General features: G+C 61.9%; 11 protein-coding genes. 1 reads left to right on the forward strand and 10 read right to left on the reverse strand.

Annotated elements, in window-relative coordinates:
- Positions 1-32 precede the first annotated feature (32 nt).
- From yccS to betI, 10 genes are all read right to left on the reverse strand, one after another.
- A complete protein-coding gene (yccS, locus tag ACP7B3_RS11720; RefSeq protein WP_145157603.1) occupies positions 33-2,216 on the reverse strand; it encodes a YccS family putative transporter in 2,184 nt (727 codons plus the stop codon).
- Positions 2,217-2,431: 215 nt separating this feature from the next.
- Positions 2,432-3,610 carry an NAD(P)/FAD-dependent oxidoreductase gene (locus tag ACP7B3_RS11725; RefSeq protein WP_426178831.1) on the reverse strand — a complete coding sequence of 393 codons (1,179 nt, stop codon included), beginning with the start codon at positions 3,608-3,610 and terminating at the stop codon, positions 2,432-2,434.
- Positions 3,611-3,790: 180 nt separating this feature from the next.
- On the reverse strand, positions 3,791-5,128 hold the full coding sequence (dbpA, locus tag ACP7B3_RS11730; RefSeq protein ID WP_231999012.1) for an ATP-dependent RNA helicase DbpA: 1,338 nt from the start codon (positions 5,126-5,128) through the stop codon (positions 3,791-3,793).
- 130 nt (positions 5,129-5,258) lie between these two features.
- Positions 5,259-6,686 carry a multidrug transporter subunit MdtD gene (gene mdtD, locus ACP7B3_RS11735; RefSeq protein WP_404485579.1) on the reverse strand — a complete coding sequence of 476 codons (1,428 nt, stop codon included), beginning with the start codon at positions 6,684-6,686 and terminating at the stop codon, positions 5,259-5,261.
- Between the two features lie 36 nt (positions 6,687-6,722).
- On the reverse strand, positions 6,723-7,613 hold the full coding sequence (locus ACP7B3_RS11740; protein ID WP_426178832.1) for an alpha/beta fold hydrolase: 891 nt from the start codon (positions 7,611-7,613) through the stop codon (positions 6,723-6,725).
- A gap of 297 nt (positions 7,614-7,910) precedes the next feature.
- On the reverse strand, positions 7,911-9,227 hold the full coding sequence (locus ACP7B3_RS11745; protein WP_426178833.1) for a TldD/PmbA family protein: 1,317 nt from the start codon (positions 9,225-9,227) through the stop codon (positions 7,911-7,913).
- Positions 9,227-10,669, reverse strand: a complete 1,443-nt coding sequence (locus ACP7B3_RS11750) for a TldD/PmbA family protein (RefSeq protein ID WP_426178834.1) — start codon at positions 10,667-10,669, stop codon at positions 9,227-9,229. Before ACP7B3_RS11750 ends, ACP7B3_RS11745 begins: the two co-directional genes overlap by 1 nt.
- Before the next feature lie 207 nt (positions 10,670-10,876).
- Positions 10,877-12,580, reverse strand: a complete 1,704-nt coding sequence (gene betA / locus ACP7B3_RS11755) for a choline dehydrogenase (RefSeq protein ID WP_426178835.1) — start codon at positions 12,578-12,580, stop codon at positions 10,877-10,879.
- Positions 12,581-12,723: 143 nt separating this feature from the next.
- Positions 12,724-14,196: a betaine-aldehyde dehydrogenase gene (gene betB / locus ACP7B3_RS11760; protein ID WP_106575609.1), complete on the reverse strand. Its 1,473-nt coding sequence runs from the start codon at positions 14,194-14,196 to the stop codon at positions 12,724-12,726.
- Between the two features lie 110 nt (positions 14,197-14,306).
- Entirely contained in the window at positions 14,307-14,900 is a 594-nt protein-coding gene (gene betI / locus ACP7B3_RS11765; RefSeq protein ID WP_145157581.1) for a transcriptional regulator BetI, read from the reverse strand.
- A 391-nt stretch (positions 14,901-15,291) separates the two neighbouring features.
- On the opposite strand from betI, the gene ACP7B3_RS11770 reads away from it, so the two are divergent.
- Complete coding sequence (locus ACP7B3_RS11770; RefSeq protein WP_242200749.1) at positions 15,292-17,226, forward strand: BCCT family transporter; 1,935 nt, start codon at positions 15,292-15,294, stop codon at positions 17,224-17,226.
- Positions 17,227-17,392 lie beyond the last annotated feature (166 nt).

Consider the following 17,392-nt stretch of genomic DNA (forward strand, 5'->3'; position numbering starts at 1 on the left):
AGGCCCACCCGCCACAGGAAGCACCGCAGCCATTAAGCCGCGCGGGTGTCCTTGATCAGGTGCGCCGCCAGCGTGCGCAGCGGCCCCAGTTGCCGGCAGATCAACGCCAACTGCGTCTGCACCAACCGCTGCCCCTCATCGATTTCATCCGGCATCTGCTCCAGGTCCGCTGCCAGGGCTTCTTCGGCGTCGCTTTGAATCGCGATCGGCTGCTTGTTGGCCAGCCCCGTGGCGATCTCGTCGATGCTCGCTGCCAGGCTGTTGCCGGCGCCGTCGATCAAGTGCTCACGCACTTCGGCCGGCAGCTGGGTTTCGCGGTGTGCGCCCAGCCCCGACAGGTAACTGAGCAAGGTGTGCGACAGCACCAAAAAGCGGAAGCCTACGTCAGCTTCTTTGCGAAAGTGCCCAGGCTCCATCAGCATGTTCGCCAGCGTGGTGGACAGCGCCGCATCGGCGTTGTGCGCGTTGCGCCGGGCCAGGCGGTAGGCCAGGTCGTCGCTCTTGCCGGCGGCGTATTGCTGCATGATCTGGCGCAGGTAGATGCTGTTGCAGGTCAGGGTGTTGGCCAGCACCTTGTTCAGGCGCCGGCCCTGCCAGTCCGGCAGGAACAGGAATACCGCCAGGCCCGCGATCAGGCTGCCAATCAGCGTATCGAACAGCCGTGGCAGGAACAGCCCGTAGCCATCACCCACCTGGTTGAAGCAGAACAACACCATCAAGGTGATTGCCGCCGTGGCCAGGGTGTAGCGGGTGGTGCGGTTGATAAAGAACACCAGGCCGGCGGCGATGGCGAACAGCGACTGTACCAGCGGGCTTGGGAACAGGTCGAACAGTGCCCAGGCCACGGTCAGGCCGATAGCCGTGCCGATGATCCGTTGGCCGAGTTTGCGCCGAGTGGCGCCGTAGTTGGGCTGGCACACGAACAGGGTGGTGAGGATGATCCAATAACCCTGGGAGGCGTGAATCGCATGCAGGGTGCCGTAGCCAATGGTCAGCGCCAGGGCCAGGCGCAAGGCATGGCGGAACAGCAGCGAGGTCGGCGTCAGTTGCGTGCGCAGGCGCGTCCACATTTCCTTGAGGTTGCGTGGCGCACGGTCCAGCAGGTTGCTGTCGGTGGCGTCCGCGAGGGCGTCGGGGTTGCTGGCGTCGCCGAGCAGGCGGTCGAGGGTCGACAGGTTGGCTGCCAGGGCGCGCAACGAGCGCAGCAGACCGCGCCAGGCCGGGTTGCTCTGGATGCGCAGGTGTTCCAGCGAGGCATTCAGGTCGCCCAGCGCTTCGGCAAAGCTGTCGTCATAAATGAACGGCTGGCGCAGCTGGATCGACTCGCCCAGGGTCTGGCAGGCCTTGCCTTGCTGGCGCAGCAGGCGCTGGCAGCGGAACAGCACGTCGCTGTGGAAAAAGGCGTCGGCCAGGGCGTTGTACGGGTAGTGCGACGAGCTGGCGCGTTCGTGGATGTCCTGGGCGAGGAAGTACAGCTTCAAGTAGCGGCTGACCTTCGAGCCGGGCCGACCATTGCCCACGCGGTGCAGGATGATTTCCTTCGCCGCATTCAGCGCTGCCACAACGCGCCCGTTTTGCTGGGCGAGTTCCAGGCGGCGCGCTTCCACGTCCAACTGGCGGATCGGTTCGAACAGCGACGATTTGAGCTTGAGATAACGCCCCAACTCACGAAACAGCCGCGCCAGGCTTTGCTGCACCGGCTGGTTGGAAAACAGCACCTGCCACAGCACCGAGAGCACGCCATACCAGGCAGCACCGGCCACCAGCAGCAGCGGTTCATGCCAGAAATCAGAGACGGCGCCACCGCGCTGGTCCACACCAATCATGGTGTACACCGACAGAATCAGCGTCGCCGAAGCAATCGCGCCATAGCGTTCGCCCAGCGCACCCAGCATGGTCAGGCAGAAACTGGCCAGGGCCAGGGCGATCGCGAACATCCACGGGTAAGGGAACAGCAGCTCCACCGACAGCGCGGCGATGCTGAAGCACACCAGCGTCACCGCCAGAGCGTTGAGGCGGCCTTGCCAACTGTCATCGGTCTCGGCCAGGGCGCTGGCGATAATCCCCAGGAACAGCGGGATCAGCAGCGTCATTTCGTCCTGATACCAGCACAGCGCCATGCTGCCGGTGAGGGCGATGAACACCCGTACGCTGTAGCTGAATTTATCCAGCGCCCACAGGCGCCGCATGGACTGCTTGAACGAGGTCGATGACATGAAGTCTGGAGTCTTCCGGGACGATGCCGCTAAATTGAGCTATCAAGGACGCCACGGCAAGCGTAGCGATCACATCGATGCGCAAAATAACTTCCAGGCACACCACAAGACACATGTGGGAGCTGGCTTGCCTGCGATAGCGATGTTGGATTCACCACCGCTATCGCAGGCAAGCCAGCTCCCACAGGGTTTTGCATTTCAAGGTTTAAGCGGCGTCAGGCGTATTGCGCGGCGGCATAACCCGACGCCCAGGCCCACTGGAAGTTGAACCCGCCCAGGTGACCGGTCACATCCAGCACTTCGCCGATGAAGTACAGCCCCGGGCTTTTCAGCGATTCCATGGTCTTGGACGACACTTCGCGCGTGTCAACGCCACCCAGCGTTACCTCGGCCGTGCGATAGCCTTCAGTGCCCGCCGGCACCAGTTGCCAGCTCGACAGCTTTTGCGCGATGTCGGCGATTTCGGCGTGGGTGTACTGCTTCATCGGTTTGGATGCAAACCAGGTGTCGGCCAGCAGGTTGGCCATCTTCTTGGTGAAGATCTCACCCAGCAGGGTTTTCAACTCGCTGTTGGGGCGCTCGACCTGTTGCTGTTGCAGCCAGGCGTGGGCGTCGTGGTCGGGCAGCAGGTTGATTTCCACCGTGTCGCCGGTTTCCCAGTACGAGGAAATCTGCAAGATCGCCGGCCCGCTCATGCCGCGGTGAGTAAACAGAATGTTCTCGCGAAAACTCTGGTCGTTGCAGCTGACCAGGCAGTCCACCGAGGTGCCGGACAGCTCGGCGCACAAGTCCTTGAGCTGGTCGGTAATGGTAAACGGCACCAACCCTGCGCGGGTCGGCAGCAGTTCGTGGCCGAACTGTTTGGCTACCTGATATCCGAACCCGGTAGCGCCCAGGGTCGGAATCGACAGGCCGCCCGTGGCGATCACCAGGGATTCGCAGCGCAGCTCACCCAGAGTGGTTTGCAACTGATAACCGGCTTCAAGCTTGGCAATCTCCTGAACCGACGTGTCCAGGTGCATGCTCACGCCGGCTTGAATGCATTCATCGAGCAGCATGCCGAGGATGTCGCTGGACTTGTTATCGCAGAACAACTGGCCGAGCTTTTTCTCGTGGTACGGCACGCCATGCTTGGCCACCAGACCGATGAAGTCCCACTGGGTGTAGCGGGCCAGCGCAGACTTGCAGAAGTGCGCGTTGTGCGAGAGGAAGTTGGCCGGCTCGGTGTACATGTTGGTGAAATTGCAGCGGCCACCGCCGGACATCAGGATCTTTTTGCCGGCCTTGTTCGCGTGGTCGATCAACATCACCTTGCGCCCACGCCCGGCGGCCGTCAGCGCGCACATCAAGCCTGCGGCGCCGGCGCCAATGATCACAACTTCGGTCGAGCGCACAGCAATGTCCTCACAAAAAAATTGATCTGAAATGCAATCAAATGTGGGAGCTGGCTTCTGTGGGAGCCGGGCTTGCCCGCGATGCAGGCACCTCGGTATATCAGTTACACCGAAGTGATGCTATCGCAGGCAAGCCAGCTCCCACATTGATTCGGTTCCCACAGTGGCTACGCGGTGCTGTTACAGGATGCGCACGCGCAACGAACGGCCTTTGATCTTGCCGTCATTCAAACGCTGCAGCGCCTGCTTGGCGATACCGCGTTCCACGGCCACAAAGGCCTGGAAGTCGAAGATCGCGATCTTGCCGACCTGGGCACCGGGGATGCCGGCGTCACCGGTCAATGCGCCGAGGATGTCGCCCGGGCGAACCTTGTCTTTACGGCCGGCGGCGATGCACAGGGTGCTCATCTGCGGCAGCAACGGGCCGCCGCTTTGTGGCTTAAGGTTGTCCAGCTGGTCCCAGTTCAGCGGCGACTTCTGCAGTTGCTCGATGGCCTGGGCGCGGTGCGCTTCGGACGGCGCCACCAGGCTGATGGCGATGCCGGTTTCGCCAGCGCGGCCGGTACGGCCTACACGGTGAATGTGGATTTCCGAGTCGCGAGCCAGTTCGACATTGATCACCATGTCCAGCGAGTCAATGTCCAGGCCACGCGCGGCCACGTCGGTGGCGACCAGCACCGAGGTGCTGCGGTTGGCGAACATCGCCAGTACCTGGTCACGGTCGCGCTGTTCCAGGTCGCCATGCAGGCCGACGGCGGAGATGCCTTTGGACGTCAGGTGATCCACGGTTTCCTGCACTTGCTGCTTGGTAAAGCAGAACGCCACGCACGAGGCCGGGCGGAAATGCGCCAGCACCTTGGTCACGGCGTCCATGCGCTCTTCCGGCGAGATCTCGTAGAAACGCTGCTCGATCTGGTCGTCGGAGTGGAACGCTTCGGCCTTCACTTGCTGCGGCGCGCGCATGAACTTGGAGGCCAGCTGCTTGATGCTCACCGGGTAGGTGGCCGAGAACAGCAGGGTCTGGCGGCGTGGCGGGGTCTTGCTGATGATGTCTTCGATGGCGTCGTAGAAGCCCATGTCGAGCATGCGGTCAGCTTCGTCGAGAATCAGTGTGTTCAAACCGTCCAGCACCAGCGAACCCTTGCGCAGGTGCTGCTGGATACGGCCCGGGGTGCCGACGATGACGTGGGCGCCGTGTTCCAGCGAGGCAATCTGCGGGCCGAGGGACACGCCGCCGCACAGGGTCAGCACCTTGATGTTGTCTTCGGCACGCGCCAGGCGACGGATTTCCTTGGCCACCTGGTCGGCCAGCTCACGCGTCGGGCACATCACCAGCGCCTGGCAGCCGAAGTAGCGCGGGTTGATCGGGTTCAACAGACCGATGCCGAAGGCGGCAGTTTTGCCGCTGCCGGTCTTGGCCTGGGCAATCAGGTCCAGCCCCTTGAGGATCACCGGCAAGCTTTGCGCCTGGATCTGCGTCATCTCGACATAACCCAGCGAGTCGAGGTTAGCCAGCATGGCGGCGGAGAGCGGCAAAGTATTAAAAGCGGTGGCGATGGTAGTCACGGGACTGGCTCTGCAAAACAAAATGTCGCGCAGTGTACCAGTCTCGTGGGAATTTCCCCGCAAGTTCTAGACGAGAAGCCTGCTAATGCTCGATGTCGTGCTCGGGGCTGACCACGCGTTTGCCGTCTTTTGGCGACAGTTGCAGGAAGATCGCCGCCGCCAGCATCGCCATGATGCCCACGGTGAGAAAGGTCAGCTGGAACGCGCCGAGCACGCTTTCCACCCCGTCGTTGCCCGCTTCGGCAGTAAAACCGCCGAGCAGCGCACCGGCGCACGCTACCCCAAGGCTCAGGGACAGTTGCGCCACCACCGAGAGCAAACTATTGCCGCTGCTGGCCTGGGCGTCATCGAGGTCGATCAGGGTGACGGTGTTCATCGCGGTGAACTGCAAGGAGTTGATCGCACCCAGCACCGCCAGCATTCCCAGTAGAAGCGGATAGGGCGTCTGCTCGCTGACCAGGCCCATGCTCGCCAGCATGATGCCCAGCGCCAGGGTGTTGCCGGTCAGCACAATGCGGTACCCCAGGCGCTCGATCAACGGCCGGGCGATGGATTTGGCAAACATCGCCGCCGCCGCCAGCGGCAACATGCTCATCCCGGCTTCCGAGGGCGAATAACCCAGCGCCACCTGCAACAGCAGCGGTACCAGGAACGGCAGCGCGCCGCTGCCGAGCCGCGCAAACAGGTTGCCGAGAATGCCCACGGCAAAGGTGCGCGTCTTGAACAGCACCGGCGAGAACAGCGGGTTGTCGATATGCCCGGCGCGCAGCCAGTACGCCGCCAGGCACGCCAGCCCGCCAAACAGCAGCAACATCACGCGCAAATGCGGCAAGTGCAGTTCGCCCAGGCCTTCCATGGCGATGGTGATCAGCACCATCGCCGCGCCAAACAGCACGAACCCCACGCTGTCGAAACGCGTGCGCTCGCTGCCGCGCAGGTCGGGGATGAGTTTCCACACGGCGTAACAACCGATCATGCCCACCGGCAGGTTGATCAGGAAGATCCAGTGCCAGGTCAGGTATTGCACCATCCAGCCGCCCATGGTCGGGCCGAGCAACGGGCCGAGCAGGCCGGGAATGGTAATGAAGCCCATGATCCGCACCAGCTCGGAGCGCGGATAAGCGCGTAAGACCACCAACCGCCCCACCGGCAGCATCAGCGCGCCGCCCAAGCCCTGGATGACCCGCGCGCCTACCAGCATGGTCAAGCTGCTGGACAGGGCGCACAGCAACGAGCCAATGCTGAACAGCATGATCGCGCCAAAGAAGATTCTCTTGGTGCCGAAGCGGTCGGCCACCCAACCCGAGGCCGGGATCAGCAAGGCGACGGTGAGCATGTAAGCAATCACCACGCCTTGCATGCGCAGCGGGTTTTCCGCGAGGTCCCGGGCCATGGCCGGCAGTGCGGTGTTGAGAATCGTCCCATCCAGCGACTGCATGAAGAAGGCAATCGCCACCACCCAGGGGAGCCAGCGGGCGGTCTTGGCGTCGAGAGGGGCGCGATTGGGCATGAGCTACCTTTTTGTTAGCAGGCTATGTGTCGGCGATTATGCGCCATCCGTCGCTCCTTTTCCCACTGGCGGTTCGTCTAAATCTGACAATGTCGCGTGCGCTCCGACCAGGAAATCCAGCAGCGCCCGGTGCACCGCCAGCGCAGCCTCGCGGGATTCAAGGTCGAGCAAGTGGCCGGTGTGTTCGGCGACGGCGAAGGTGCTGCGGCCCACGTATTTTTTGAACAGTTGGGCCTCCGCGGCCGGGGTGTAATCATCCAGCGCGCCGTTGATGAAATGCACCGGCGTTTCGATCTGCGTGAGCGCCGGCAGGTAATTGCCATCGCCCAGGCCCAGCACCTGGTGGATATGAAAGCGCGCCTGGCGGTACTCGGTGGTGGCCATGTTCGACAGGTGCCGGTGGTTATTGCGCTTGAGGCGCGGTGACAGGTACTTGCCAACGGTCTCGTTGAGCAGGTGGCCAACGGCAGACTTGTCATCCGCTTCGATCAGCACGCGCACGCGCTCCACGTAGTCGAGCATGGCCTGGTTGAGGTTGGGCGCCAGGGCCATCACCACCGAGCTTTCGATAGAGGGCGGGTTGTGCGCCAGGGTCAGCAGCGTGGAGATGCCGCCCCAGGAGGCCGACACCAGGTGGCTGACCTGGAAGCGTTCCACCAGGGCACGCAGGATTTGGACTTCGTCGTCCTTGGTGACCAGGTCAAGGTTGCTGTTGTGCTCGCGCGAAAGGCCTGAGAACGGCAGATCGAACAGCAGCACATTGAAGTGTTCCGCCAGGCACTTGCTGGTGCGGGCGAAGGAGCGGGTGGTGGACAGTGCCCCATTGACCATCAGGACGGTTTTCTTTTCCGAATCGTTACCGAGCTGCTCAACGTGAACGTTGTAGTGTTTGAACAGCCCTTCTATGACAAAACTTCCATGGTCCATGTCAACGCTCCAGCTTGCCCAATCCAGGCAAGGTCATGCATCACGTGCGCACACGTGGGGTTGGTGGCGGGGTGCCACTAACCGTTATAACGAGGTTTTTTACGGGCGACAACATGCCGCACGGGGAGAAGTATGAGATGGGATTTTTCGGTAGGAAGGAGCTAAACGAGGGTGTAAGGAACGAGCACAGAACAGTGTGGGAGCTGGCTTGCCTGCGATGCAGTCACCTCGGTGTATCAGTGACACCGCAGTGATGCTATCGCAGGCAAGCCAGCTCCCACAGGGGAGTCGCAGTGCTTATAAAGTGAGAGTCAGGCGTTTGACCAACGCGCCTGGCAACAAGTTGGACGCGGTATTGCGCTGGCTATACGTACTGGCCGACAACAGCAACTCCCGCTCAGCCGTCAGCGCTTCCAGCTGGGAACCGAGCAAGTTGTAGACGCTGTCATCAAAACGCATGGTGCTGACCGGCGCCTTGATCTCGCCGTCTTCCACCCAGAACGTGGCAAAGCGCGTCATGCCGGTCAGGCGGGCGGCCGGCAAATCCGAATAGTTCAGGTACCACAGGTTGCTGATGTACAGCCCGGTGCCCAACTGCTTGAGGATATCGGCCTGGGCGAGGCTGCCCGCCGCCATCTGCAAGGCGCTGGGCGACTCGTCGCTGCTGGCGCCGTTGGTGCTCATGCCGTATTCGGCGGCGCTGCGCGAGTTGATCAACTGGCCCTCGGCCTTGCCCGCGTTAATCAGCGTCACGTCCCCGCGCGGGTAGCCTTCGGTGGAGAACGCCTGGCTCAGCGAGCCGCTGATCTGCTCATCGACGTTGACCAATGGGCTCAACGACTGCTCACCGGCATACAGCTTTTGCAACGAGCTGGCTTTGCTGGCGATGGCCTGAGCGGAAAACCCGCCCCAGGTGATGATGCTGATGATTTCTTCCAGCGCCGCGGGGGCGAGGTAGGCGCGGTACTGCCCGGGGGCGAGCTTGTGCAGTGGGCGGCCAAGAAACTCTAGTTGCTCGCGCGCCTGCTGCAAGCGTGCGCTGAATTCGGCGCTGTCCCAGGTGTGCCCGGCGTAGCTGGCTTTGACCGCTTCGCCGTTGGCGTGGAACAGGCTGAAATCGAAGTTGAAGCTGTTGGCCTGATGCCAGCCAAACGCGCCGTCCGAACTGGCGAACCCTCGGGTGATCGGGCCAGCAGCGTAAAAGCCGACCAGGTCCACGCCTTCTGCGGCCTGGCTGATGTCTTCCAGCACCTGGGCCAGTTCCGGCAGCGGTCGTAGCTGCTCGTTATGGCTTTGCCAGGCATTGTGGTTCAGCAGCAGGTACGGGTCCTGTGGCAGCAAAGGCAAGGTTTCGCGCAACTGTTGCAGGCCATCGGCGAGGCGCTGGCGGTCCAGTTCCGGCTCGCCGGCCAAGGTAATGCCGAGGTCGGCGTGGCGGCCGTCGTTGATCAGCTTGAGGTTCAGGCTTGCCTGTTGCACCTGGCCGGCCTGGCGCACCTGGGCGTGGTTGAAGCGTACGAACTCGGATGATTCGTCTGCGTAGCCGAGGTGAAATTGTTCCTGGTCGGTGATGGCCTGCTTGAGCCAGTCCACCAGTGCCTTGAAGTTGTTCATCAGGCATCTCCCCCAAATACGTCGACATCACTGAACACACACGCCGGTGACGCATGACCCACGCGAATCACCTGGTTGGGCTCGCCTTTGCCGCAGTTCGGCGTGCCCAACACCTTGAACGTGCTGGCGTCGCCGACGGCGCTGAGCTTGCGCCAGAACTGCGCGGAAATTGCACGGTAGTTGGGGTTCTTCACCACGCCTTTAAGCTCGCCGTTTTCGATCAGTTGGCCCCACTCGCAGCCGAACTGGAACTTGTTGCGCGCATCATCAATGGACCATGAGCGGTTGGTGCTCATCAGAATGCCGTGCTCGATGCCGCTGATCAGCTCGGCCTGGGTTTTGTCGCCGGCCTCGATGTTCAAGTTGGCCATGCGGTCGATCGGCGCGCGGTTCCAGCTGCACGCGCGGCTGTTGGCGACGCCGCCGAGCCCCGAGCGAAATTGCGACAACGCGCCGCCCAGTGGCTTGAGCAGCAGACCGTCGCGGATCAGGAACTGCTTGGTGGCGCGGGTGCCGTCGTCGTCATGGCTGTAGCTGGCGAGCTGCTCGGGGATGTCCGGATCGAAGGTCACGTTGAGCAAGGGCGAGCCGTATTGCAGGTGGCCAAAATCGCTGGCCTTCACAAAGCTGGTGCCGGCGTAATTGCGCTCATCACCCAGGATGCGGTCCAGCTCCAGCGGGTGGCCGATGGACTCGTGGATCTGCAGGATCATCTGGTCGGGCATCAGCAGCAGGTCGCGCGGGCCGCTGGGTGTGTTGGGCGCGAGCAGCAGTTGCAGGGCTTCGTCGGCCACCTGGCGGGCGGCGCCGGCCAGGCCGAAGCGGCGAATCACGTTCGCACTGCCTTGCTGGCCGAAGTTAGTGCCGCCCAGGGTGCGGGTCTGGCTGTCGTTGCCGTCAAACGCGGTGACGCTCAGGCCCGGGTAGACGAAACGCTGAGCCTGGCGCAGTTCGGCACCGGCGCTGTTGAGGTAGATCTGCTCCACGCGGGTGGTGCCCAGGCTGACTTCCCAGCTGACCAGGCGCTCGTCCTTGGGCACGCTGGCAGACTCATCGCCCAACAGTTGGTAGCAGTCGCTCAAGGACGGGAAGGGCTGGTCGAGGTCCGGTGACAGGTAGTCGGCGACGTCACTGGAGACCGGCTGCGTGTGCAGGTCGAGCAGGGCGTGGGGCAAGATCCGCCGGGCTTGCTGTTCAGCGCGCTCAAGGGCGGCTTGCAGGCCGGCAAGCGAGATGTCGTTGGTGGCGGCGTAGGCTTCCACGCCGTTGAGACGCACGGTGAGCATGGCGCCCTCGTCGTGGTTCAGGTGTGGTGGCTCGGCGACGTTCTTGCGGACCGACAGGTATTGGCCGGATTCGCGGACGTAACGCAGCGAGAAAAATTCGGCGCGGGTGCGCAGGGCACTGAAGTGCTTTTTGAGAGTGGCGTGGTAATCGAACATGGGGCCTTCCTTGTGGGCGGCTCATCGCGGGCAGGCAAATAGAGTAGGCCTGGGCTGGGAGCTGATCAAGGACAGGCGATCACCTGTGGCGAGCGGGCGTGTTGTGGCGAGCGGGCTTGCCCCGCGTTGGAGTGCGAAGCGCTCCCAAGATTTTGGGGCCGCTACGCAGCCCAACGCGGGGCAAGCCCGCTCGCCACAGGTGAGGGTTTACTGCGCGGTAGGGCCGACTTCACGCATCGGCTTGCCACGCACCGGCGCATCGCCTGCTACGTAGTAGTCGGCGGTGCTGCGCGGCAGCGGTTGGCGGCCACGGATCTTGTCGGCGATTTTCTCGGCGATCATGATCGTCGGCGCGTTCAGGTTGCCGGTGGTGATGATCGGCATGATCGACGCATCCACAACGCGCAGACCCTGCATGCCATGCACACGGCCTTCGCCATCCACTACAGCCATCTCGTCGGTGCCCATCTTGCACGAGCAGGACGGGTGGAACGCAGTTTCGGCGTGCTCGCGGATGAACTTGTCGAGTTGCTCATCGGTTTGCACTTCAATACCCGGGCTGATTTCGCGGCCACGGTAGGGGTCCAGCGCCGGCTGCTGCATGATTTCACGGGTCAGGCGGATGCCGTCACGGAATTCCTGCCAGTCCTGCTCAGTGGCCATGTAGTTGAAGAGGATGCTCGGGTAGTCCCGTGGGTTCTTCGACTTCAATTGCACGCGGCCACGGCTCGGCGAACGCATGGAACCCATGTGCGCCTGGAACCCGTGCTCTTTCACACCGTTGCTGCCGTTGTAGTTAATCGCGACCGGCAGGAAGTGGTACTGGATGTTCGGCCATTCGAATTCTGGACGCGAACGGATAAAACCGCCGGCTTCGAACTGGTTGCTGGCGCCGATGCCAGTGCCGTTGAACAGCCACTCGGCACCAATCGCAGGCTGGTTGTACCAGAGCAGCGACGGGTACAGCGACACCGGTTGGGTGCAGGCGTATTGCAGGTACAGCTCAAGGTGGTCCTGCAGGTTTTCGCCGACGCCTGGCAGGTCATGAACCACCGGGATGTCGAGGCTTTCGAGCAGTTTGGCCGGGCCCACACCGGAGCGTTGCAGCAGTTGCGGCGAAGCGATTGCGCCGCTGCACACCAATACTTCTTTGCGCGCGCGGGCTTCAACGCGCTCTTCGGCAGCGCCGATCAGGTAACGCACGCCAACGGCACGCTTGCCTTCAAACAACACTTTGTCGGTGAGGGCGTGGGTGACGATGGTCAGGGTCGAACGCTTTTTAGCCGTGTCCAGGTAACCGCGTGCGGTGCTGGCGCGACGGCCTTTAGGCGTGACGGTACGGTCCATCGGGCCGAAGCCTTCTTGCTGGTAGCCGTTCAAGTCGTCGGTGCGCGGGTAACCGGCCTGCACGCCGGCTTCAACCATGGCGTGGAACAGCGGGTTGTTGCCGGCTTTGGGCGTGGTCACGCTGACCGGGCCTTCGCCACCGTGGTAGTCGTTCGGGCCGATGTCGCGGGTTTCGGCTTTACGGAAATACGGCAGGCAGTCGAGGTAAGTCCAGTTTTCCAGACCTGGCAGTTTCGACCAGTTGTCGTAGTCCATCGCGTTGCCACGGATGTAGCACATGCCGTTGATCAGCGAGGAGCCGCCCAGGCCCTTGCCGCGACCGCATTCCATCCGGCGACCGTCCATGTGCGGCTCTGGATCGGTTTCGTAGGCCCAGTTGTAGCGGCGGCCTTGCAGCGGGAACGCCAGCGCGGCCGGCATTTGGGTACGGAAGTCTAAACGGTAATCCGGGCCGCCGGCTTCCAGCAGCAGGACGGTGACGCCTTCGTCTTCGGTCAGACGGGTCGCCAGGGTGTTACCGGCGGAGCCGGCACCCACAATGATGTAATCGTATTCTTGGGACATTGGATGCACCCTCTTTGAAGTGTGGTCAGGTCGGGCCTCATCGGGGGTAAGCCCCCTTCCACAATTTGAATTGTGAATACCTTCAAATATGGGAGGGGGCTTGCCCCCGATGGCGGCCTCAAAGGCAACACAAAGCTCGGGATTTAGAACACCGAGGCGTAGTCGCCCAGCTCAACCTGTACCGATTTGATGCGGGTGAAGTTGTTCAGCGAGCTGATGCCGTTCTCACGGCCCACACCGGATTGCTTGTAGCCACCGACCGGCATCTTGGCGTCGGATTCGCCCCAGGCGTTGATCCAGCAGATACCCGCTTCCAGCTGATGAATCACGCGGTGAGCGCGGTTCAGGTCTTTGGTCACCAGGCCAGCAGCCAGGCCGAAGTCGGTGTCGTTGGCGCGGCGGATCACTTCTTCTTCGGTCTCGTAAGTGAGGATGCTCATCACAGGGCCGAAGATTTCTTCACGGACGATGGTCATCTCGTCGGTGCAGTCGGTGAACACGGTCGGGGCCACGTAGGCGCCTTTGGCGAAGTTGCCATCGGTCAGACGGTCGCCGCCGCACAGGACGCGGGCGCCTTCTTCCTTACCTTTGGCGATGTAGCCGAGCACGCTTTCCATGTGGGCGAAGCTGACCAGCGGGCCGAAGTTGGTGTTCTCGTCTTGCGGGTCGCCAATGCGGATGCGCGCAACACGCTCAACAATCTTGGCTTCGAAGGCCGCCTGCAGGTGCTTAGGCACGAACACGCGAGTGCCGTTGGTGCAGACCTGGCCGGAGCTGTAGAAGTTGGCCATCATCGCGATGTCTGCCGCGCGATCCAGGTCGGCGTCTTCGAACACGATCAGCGGCGACTTGCCGCCCAGTTCCATGGTGACTTCTTTGAGCGAAGAGCTCGAAGCGCTGGCCATGACTTTCTTGCCGGTGTCGGTGCCGCCGGTGAACGAGACTTTCTCGATGCGCGGGTGCTCGGTCAGCCAGGTGCCGACTTCACGGCCGCTGCCGGTCAGGACGTTGAACACGCCAGCCGGCACGCCAGCCTCGGTGTAGATCTCGGCCAGTTTCAGGGTGGTCAGCGAGGTGACTTCGCTTGGTTTGAAGATCATCGCGTTACCCGCCGCCAGGGCCGGTGCGGATTTCCATAGGGCGATCTGGATCGGGTAGTTCCACGCGCCGATACCGGCGACCACGCCCAGCGGCTCGCGGCGGGTGTAGACGAACGATGTGTCGCGCAGCGGGATCTGTTCGCCTTCGATGGCCGGCACCAGGCCTGCGTAGTATTCCAGCACGTCGGCGCCGGTGACGATGTCGACGTATTGGGTTTCGGAGAAGGCTTTACCGGTGTCCAGGGTTTCCAGGGCGGCCAGCTCATCGTTGCGCTCGCGCAGGATGTCGACGGCACGGCGCAGGATGCGCGAACGCTCCATGGCGGTCATCGCGGCCCAGATTTTCTGGCCTTTTTCGGCGCTGACCACGGCACGTTCAACGTCTTCCTTGGTAGCACGTTGCACTTGGGCGAGAACTTCACCGTTAGCCGGGTTGATGGCTTCGAAGGTGGCATCGCTGCCAGCGTCGCTGTAGCCGCCGTCAATGTAGAGTTTTTGCAGTTCGAAACGGGCCATAAAGTCCTCGCAAGTGCATAAGTGGTTGGCGTTACCCGCCGCCGGTGAGCCATGGGGTTTCTGGCAACACTGAGCGGCAGACGTTCAGGGGTTGAGCGGTTATGTGTGCTCTAACTCACCTGCTTGGCCAATTGGAAATCCATGTATTCGTAAGCGATCCGTTGCGCCTGCTCCGTGTCGAAAGCGTCTCCCGACAGGGCGCCGCGCAACCACAAACCGTCGATCAGGGCCGCCAGGCCTCTGGCTGCTTTGCGTGCGTGAGGCAGCGGCAGCACTCGGCGGAACTGGCAGCACAGGTTGGAATACAGACGTTGATCGTTGATCCGCTGCAACCTGTGCAATGACGGGTGATGCATGCTGGTGGCCCAGAAGGCCAGCCAGGTTTTCATTGCCGGTCCGTTGACCTGGCTGGCATCGAAGTTGCCCTCGATGATCACCCGAAGGTGCGCCCGTGGGCTGTCGTCCTTCAGCGCTTGCCTGCGTTCGTGGACATTCTCGATCAGCACATTCATCAAGTACCGCATCGTCGCGGCGATCAGGCCGTTCTTGTCCTGAAAGTAGTGACTGATGATGCCGTTCGAGACGCCGGCCAAACGGGCGATCAGCGCAATGCTGGCATCTCCCATTCCGACCTGATCGATGGCCGTCAAGGTGGCTTCGATCAACTGCTGGCGGCGTATGGGTTGCATACCGACCTTGGGCATGTAGCACCTCTCCTTAGGCCTGCCGTTGGGCGATAAACGTCCGTCGGCTTGAAGGCCAGTCTATTTTGTTTTGATTGAACGTTCAATCAACAAAGAATAAGATCTGCGACAAATGGTCGCGACCTGCAGATATTTCCTACCTGTGAGCCACTGCCTCTGACACCTGCAAAAACCCTTGAAACAGGCCGTATCAGGGCCTGGCCACTGCTTCGGCGCGGCTCAAGAATTTTCGGGGTGTCTTTATAACACCCGTCCGTCGACTGCCGAAAAATCGATGTCCCGGGATAACCGTTGCCTTGTGTTTCTCTCTCGCACTGCCCGGAGCATCTGCGCCATGAGTTCTGCCTCTCTTATAAAGACCCCGCCGGAAAAGGTCCGGGTCAACGGTTGGGTGTTCTACACCTCCACCGCGCTCATTCTGTTGTTGACCGCCATTCTGATCATCGCCCCGCAGGAGGCCGGGCGCATGCTCGGCGTAGCACAGGCGTGGCTGTCGAAAAGCTTCGGCTGGTACTACATGGTGGTCATCGCTGCCTACCTGGTGTTTGTGGTCGGCCTGGCGTTTTCGTCCTACGGCAAGTTGAAACTGGGCAGCAAGGACGACACCCCGGACTTCAGCTACGGCGCCTGGGCCGGCATGCTGTTCTCGTCGGGCATCGGCATCTCGCTGTTGTACTTCGGTGCCTCGGAGCCGTTGGACCACTACTTCAACCCGCCCGAAGGCGCGGCTGCCAGCAATAGCGCGGCACGCCAGGCGCTGCAACTGACGTTCCTGCACTGGGGCCTGCACGGCTGGGCGATCTATGCCTTGGTCGGCCTGGCCGTGGCGTACTTCGCGTATCGCCATAACCAGCCGCTGGCCTTGCGTTCGGCGTTGTACCCGCTGGTGGGCGAGCGTTGGGTGAAGGGCGCGGCTGGCCACGCGGTGGACGGCTTCGGCATGTTCGTGACCCTGCTGGGCCTGGTGACCAACCTGGGAATTGGCGCGATGCAGGTGTCGTCGGGGCTTGAAAACCTGTTCGGCATGGCGCACAGCAACACCAACCTGTTGATCGTGATCATCGTGATGAGCACCGTGGCGACCATCGCCGCCGTGTCGGGTGTGGAGAACGGCATTCGCCGCCTGTCCAACCTCAACATCGTGCTGTTCAGCGGCTTGCTGATCTTTGTGCTGCTGTTTGGCCCGACCCTGCACCTGCTCAATGGCTTGGTGCAGAACACCGGTGACTACCTCAACGGTATCGTGCTGAAAACTTTCGACCTGTATGTGTACGAAGGCGACGCCGACAAGACCGAGCGCTGGATGGGCCTGTGGACGCTGTTCTACTGGGCCTGGTGGATTTCCTGGGCGCCATTCGTGGGCATGTTCATCGCGCGTATTTCCCGTGGTCGTACCGTGCGTGAACTGGTGGCCGGCGTGCTGCTGATTCCGCTGGGCTTCACCTTGGCGTGGTTGTCGATCTTCGGTAACTCGGCGCTGGACCTGGTGCTCAACCACGGTGCGGTGGAGTTGGGCAAGACGGCGCTGGAACAACCGTCGATGGCCATCTACCAATTGCTGGAGCATTACCCGGCGTCGAAAATCGTGATCGGCGTGTCGATCTTCGTGGGCTTTGTGTTGTTCCTGACCCCGGCGGATTCCGGCGCGGTGATGATGGCCAACCTGTCGTGCAAAGGCGGCAATGTGGACGAAGATGCGCCGCACTGGCTGCGGATCTTCTGGTCGGTCGTGATCACTCTGGTGACCATCGGCCTGCTGTTTGCCGGCAACTTCGAAGCCATGCAAACCATGGTGGTGCTGGCGGGGCTGCCGTTCTCGGTGGTGCTGATTCTGTTCATGTTCGGTTTGCACAAGGCCATGCGCCAGGACGTGGCCATCGAACAGGAGCAAGCGCAATTGGCTGAGCGTGGCCGCCGTGGTTTCAGCGAGCGTTTGACTGCCCTGGACCTGCAACCGAGCCAGGCCACCGTGCAGCGCTTTATGGACAAGCATGTCACGCCGGCGTTGGAAGAGGCGGCGACGGCGTTGCGTGAGCAAGGGCTGGAAGTGCAGACCTTGTTGGGCAAATCCAAGCGTTGCATCGGTGTGCGCATCGAGATGGAAGAGGGCAACCCGTTTGTCTATGAGGTGAGCCTGGATGCTTATTCGTCGGCACCGAGCGACTTGCCCGAAGAAGAGCGCACGCGTTACTACCGGGCCGAGGTCTACCTGCATAACGGACCTCAAGAGTACGACCTGATGGGCTTTGCCCAGGAACAGATCACCCGGGACGTGCTCGATCAGTTTGAAAGCCATCGGCAGCTCCTTGGCCGTGTCTATAGCTGATAGTTGAAGACGGGTGGTGTCCTCACCGACACCACTGAGTCCAAATATGTAAACAGAACTAAATGTGGGAGGGGGCTCGCCCCCGATAGCAATGTGTCAGTCAGTACTTCTGTTACTGATACACCGCAATCGGGGGCAAGCCCCCTCCCACATTGACCCAGTTTCT

The sequence above is a fragment of the Pseudomonas sp. TWRC1-2 genome, from assembly GCF_049896685.1.
GTDB lineage: Bacteria > Pseudomonadota > Gammaproteobacteria > Pseudomonadales > Pseudomonadaceae > Aquipseudomonas.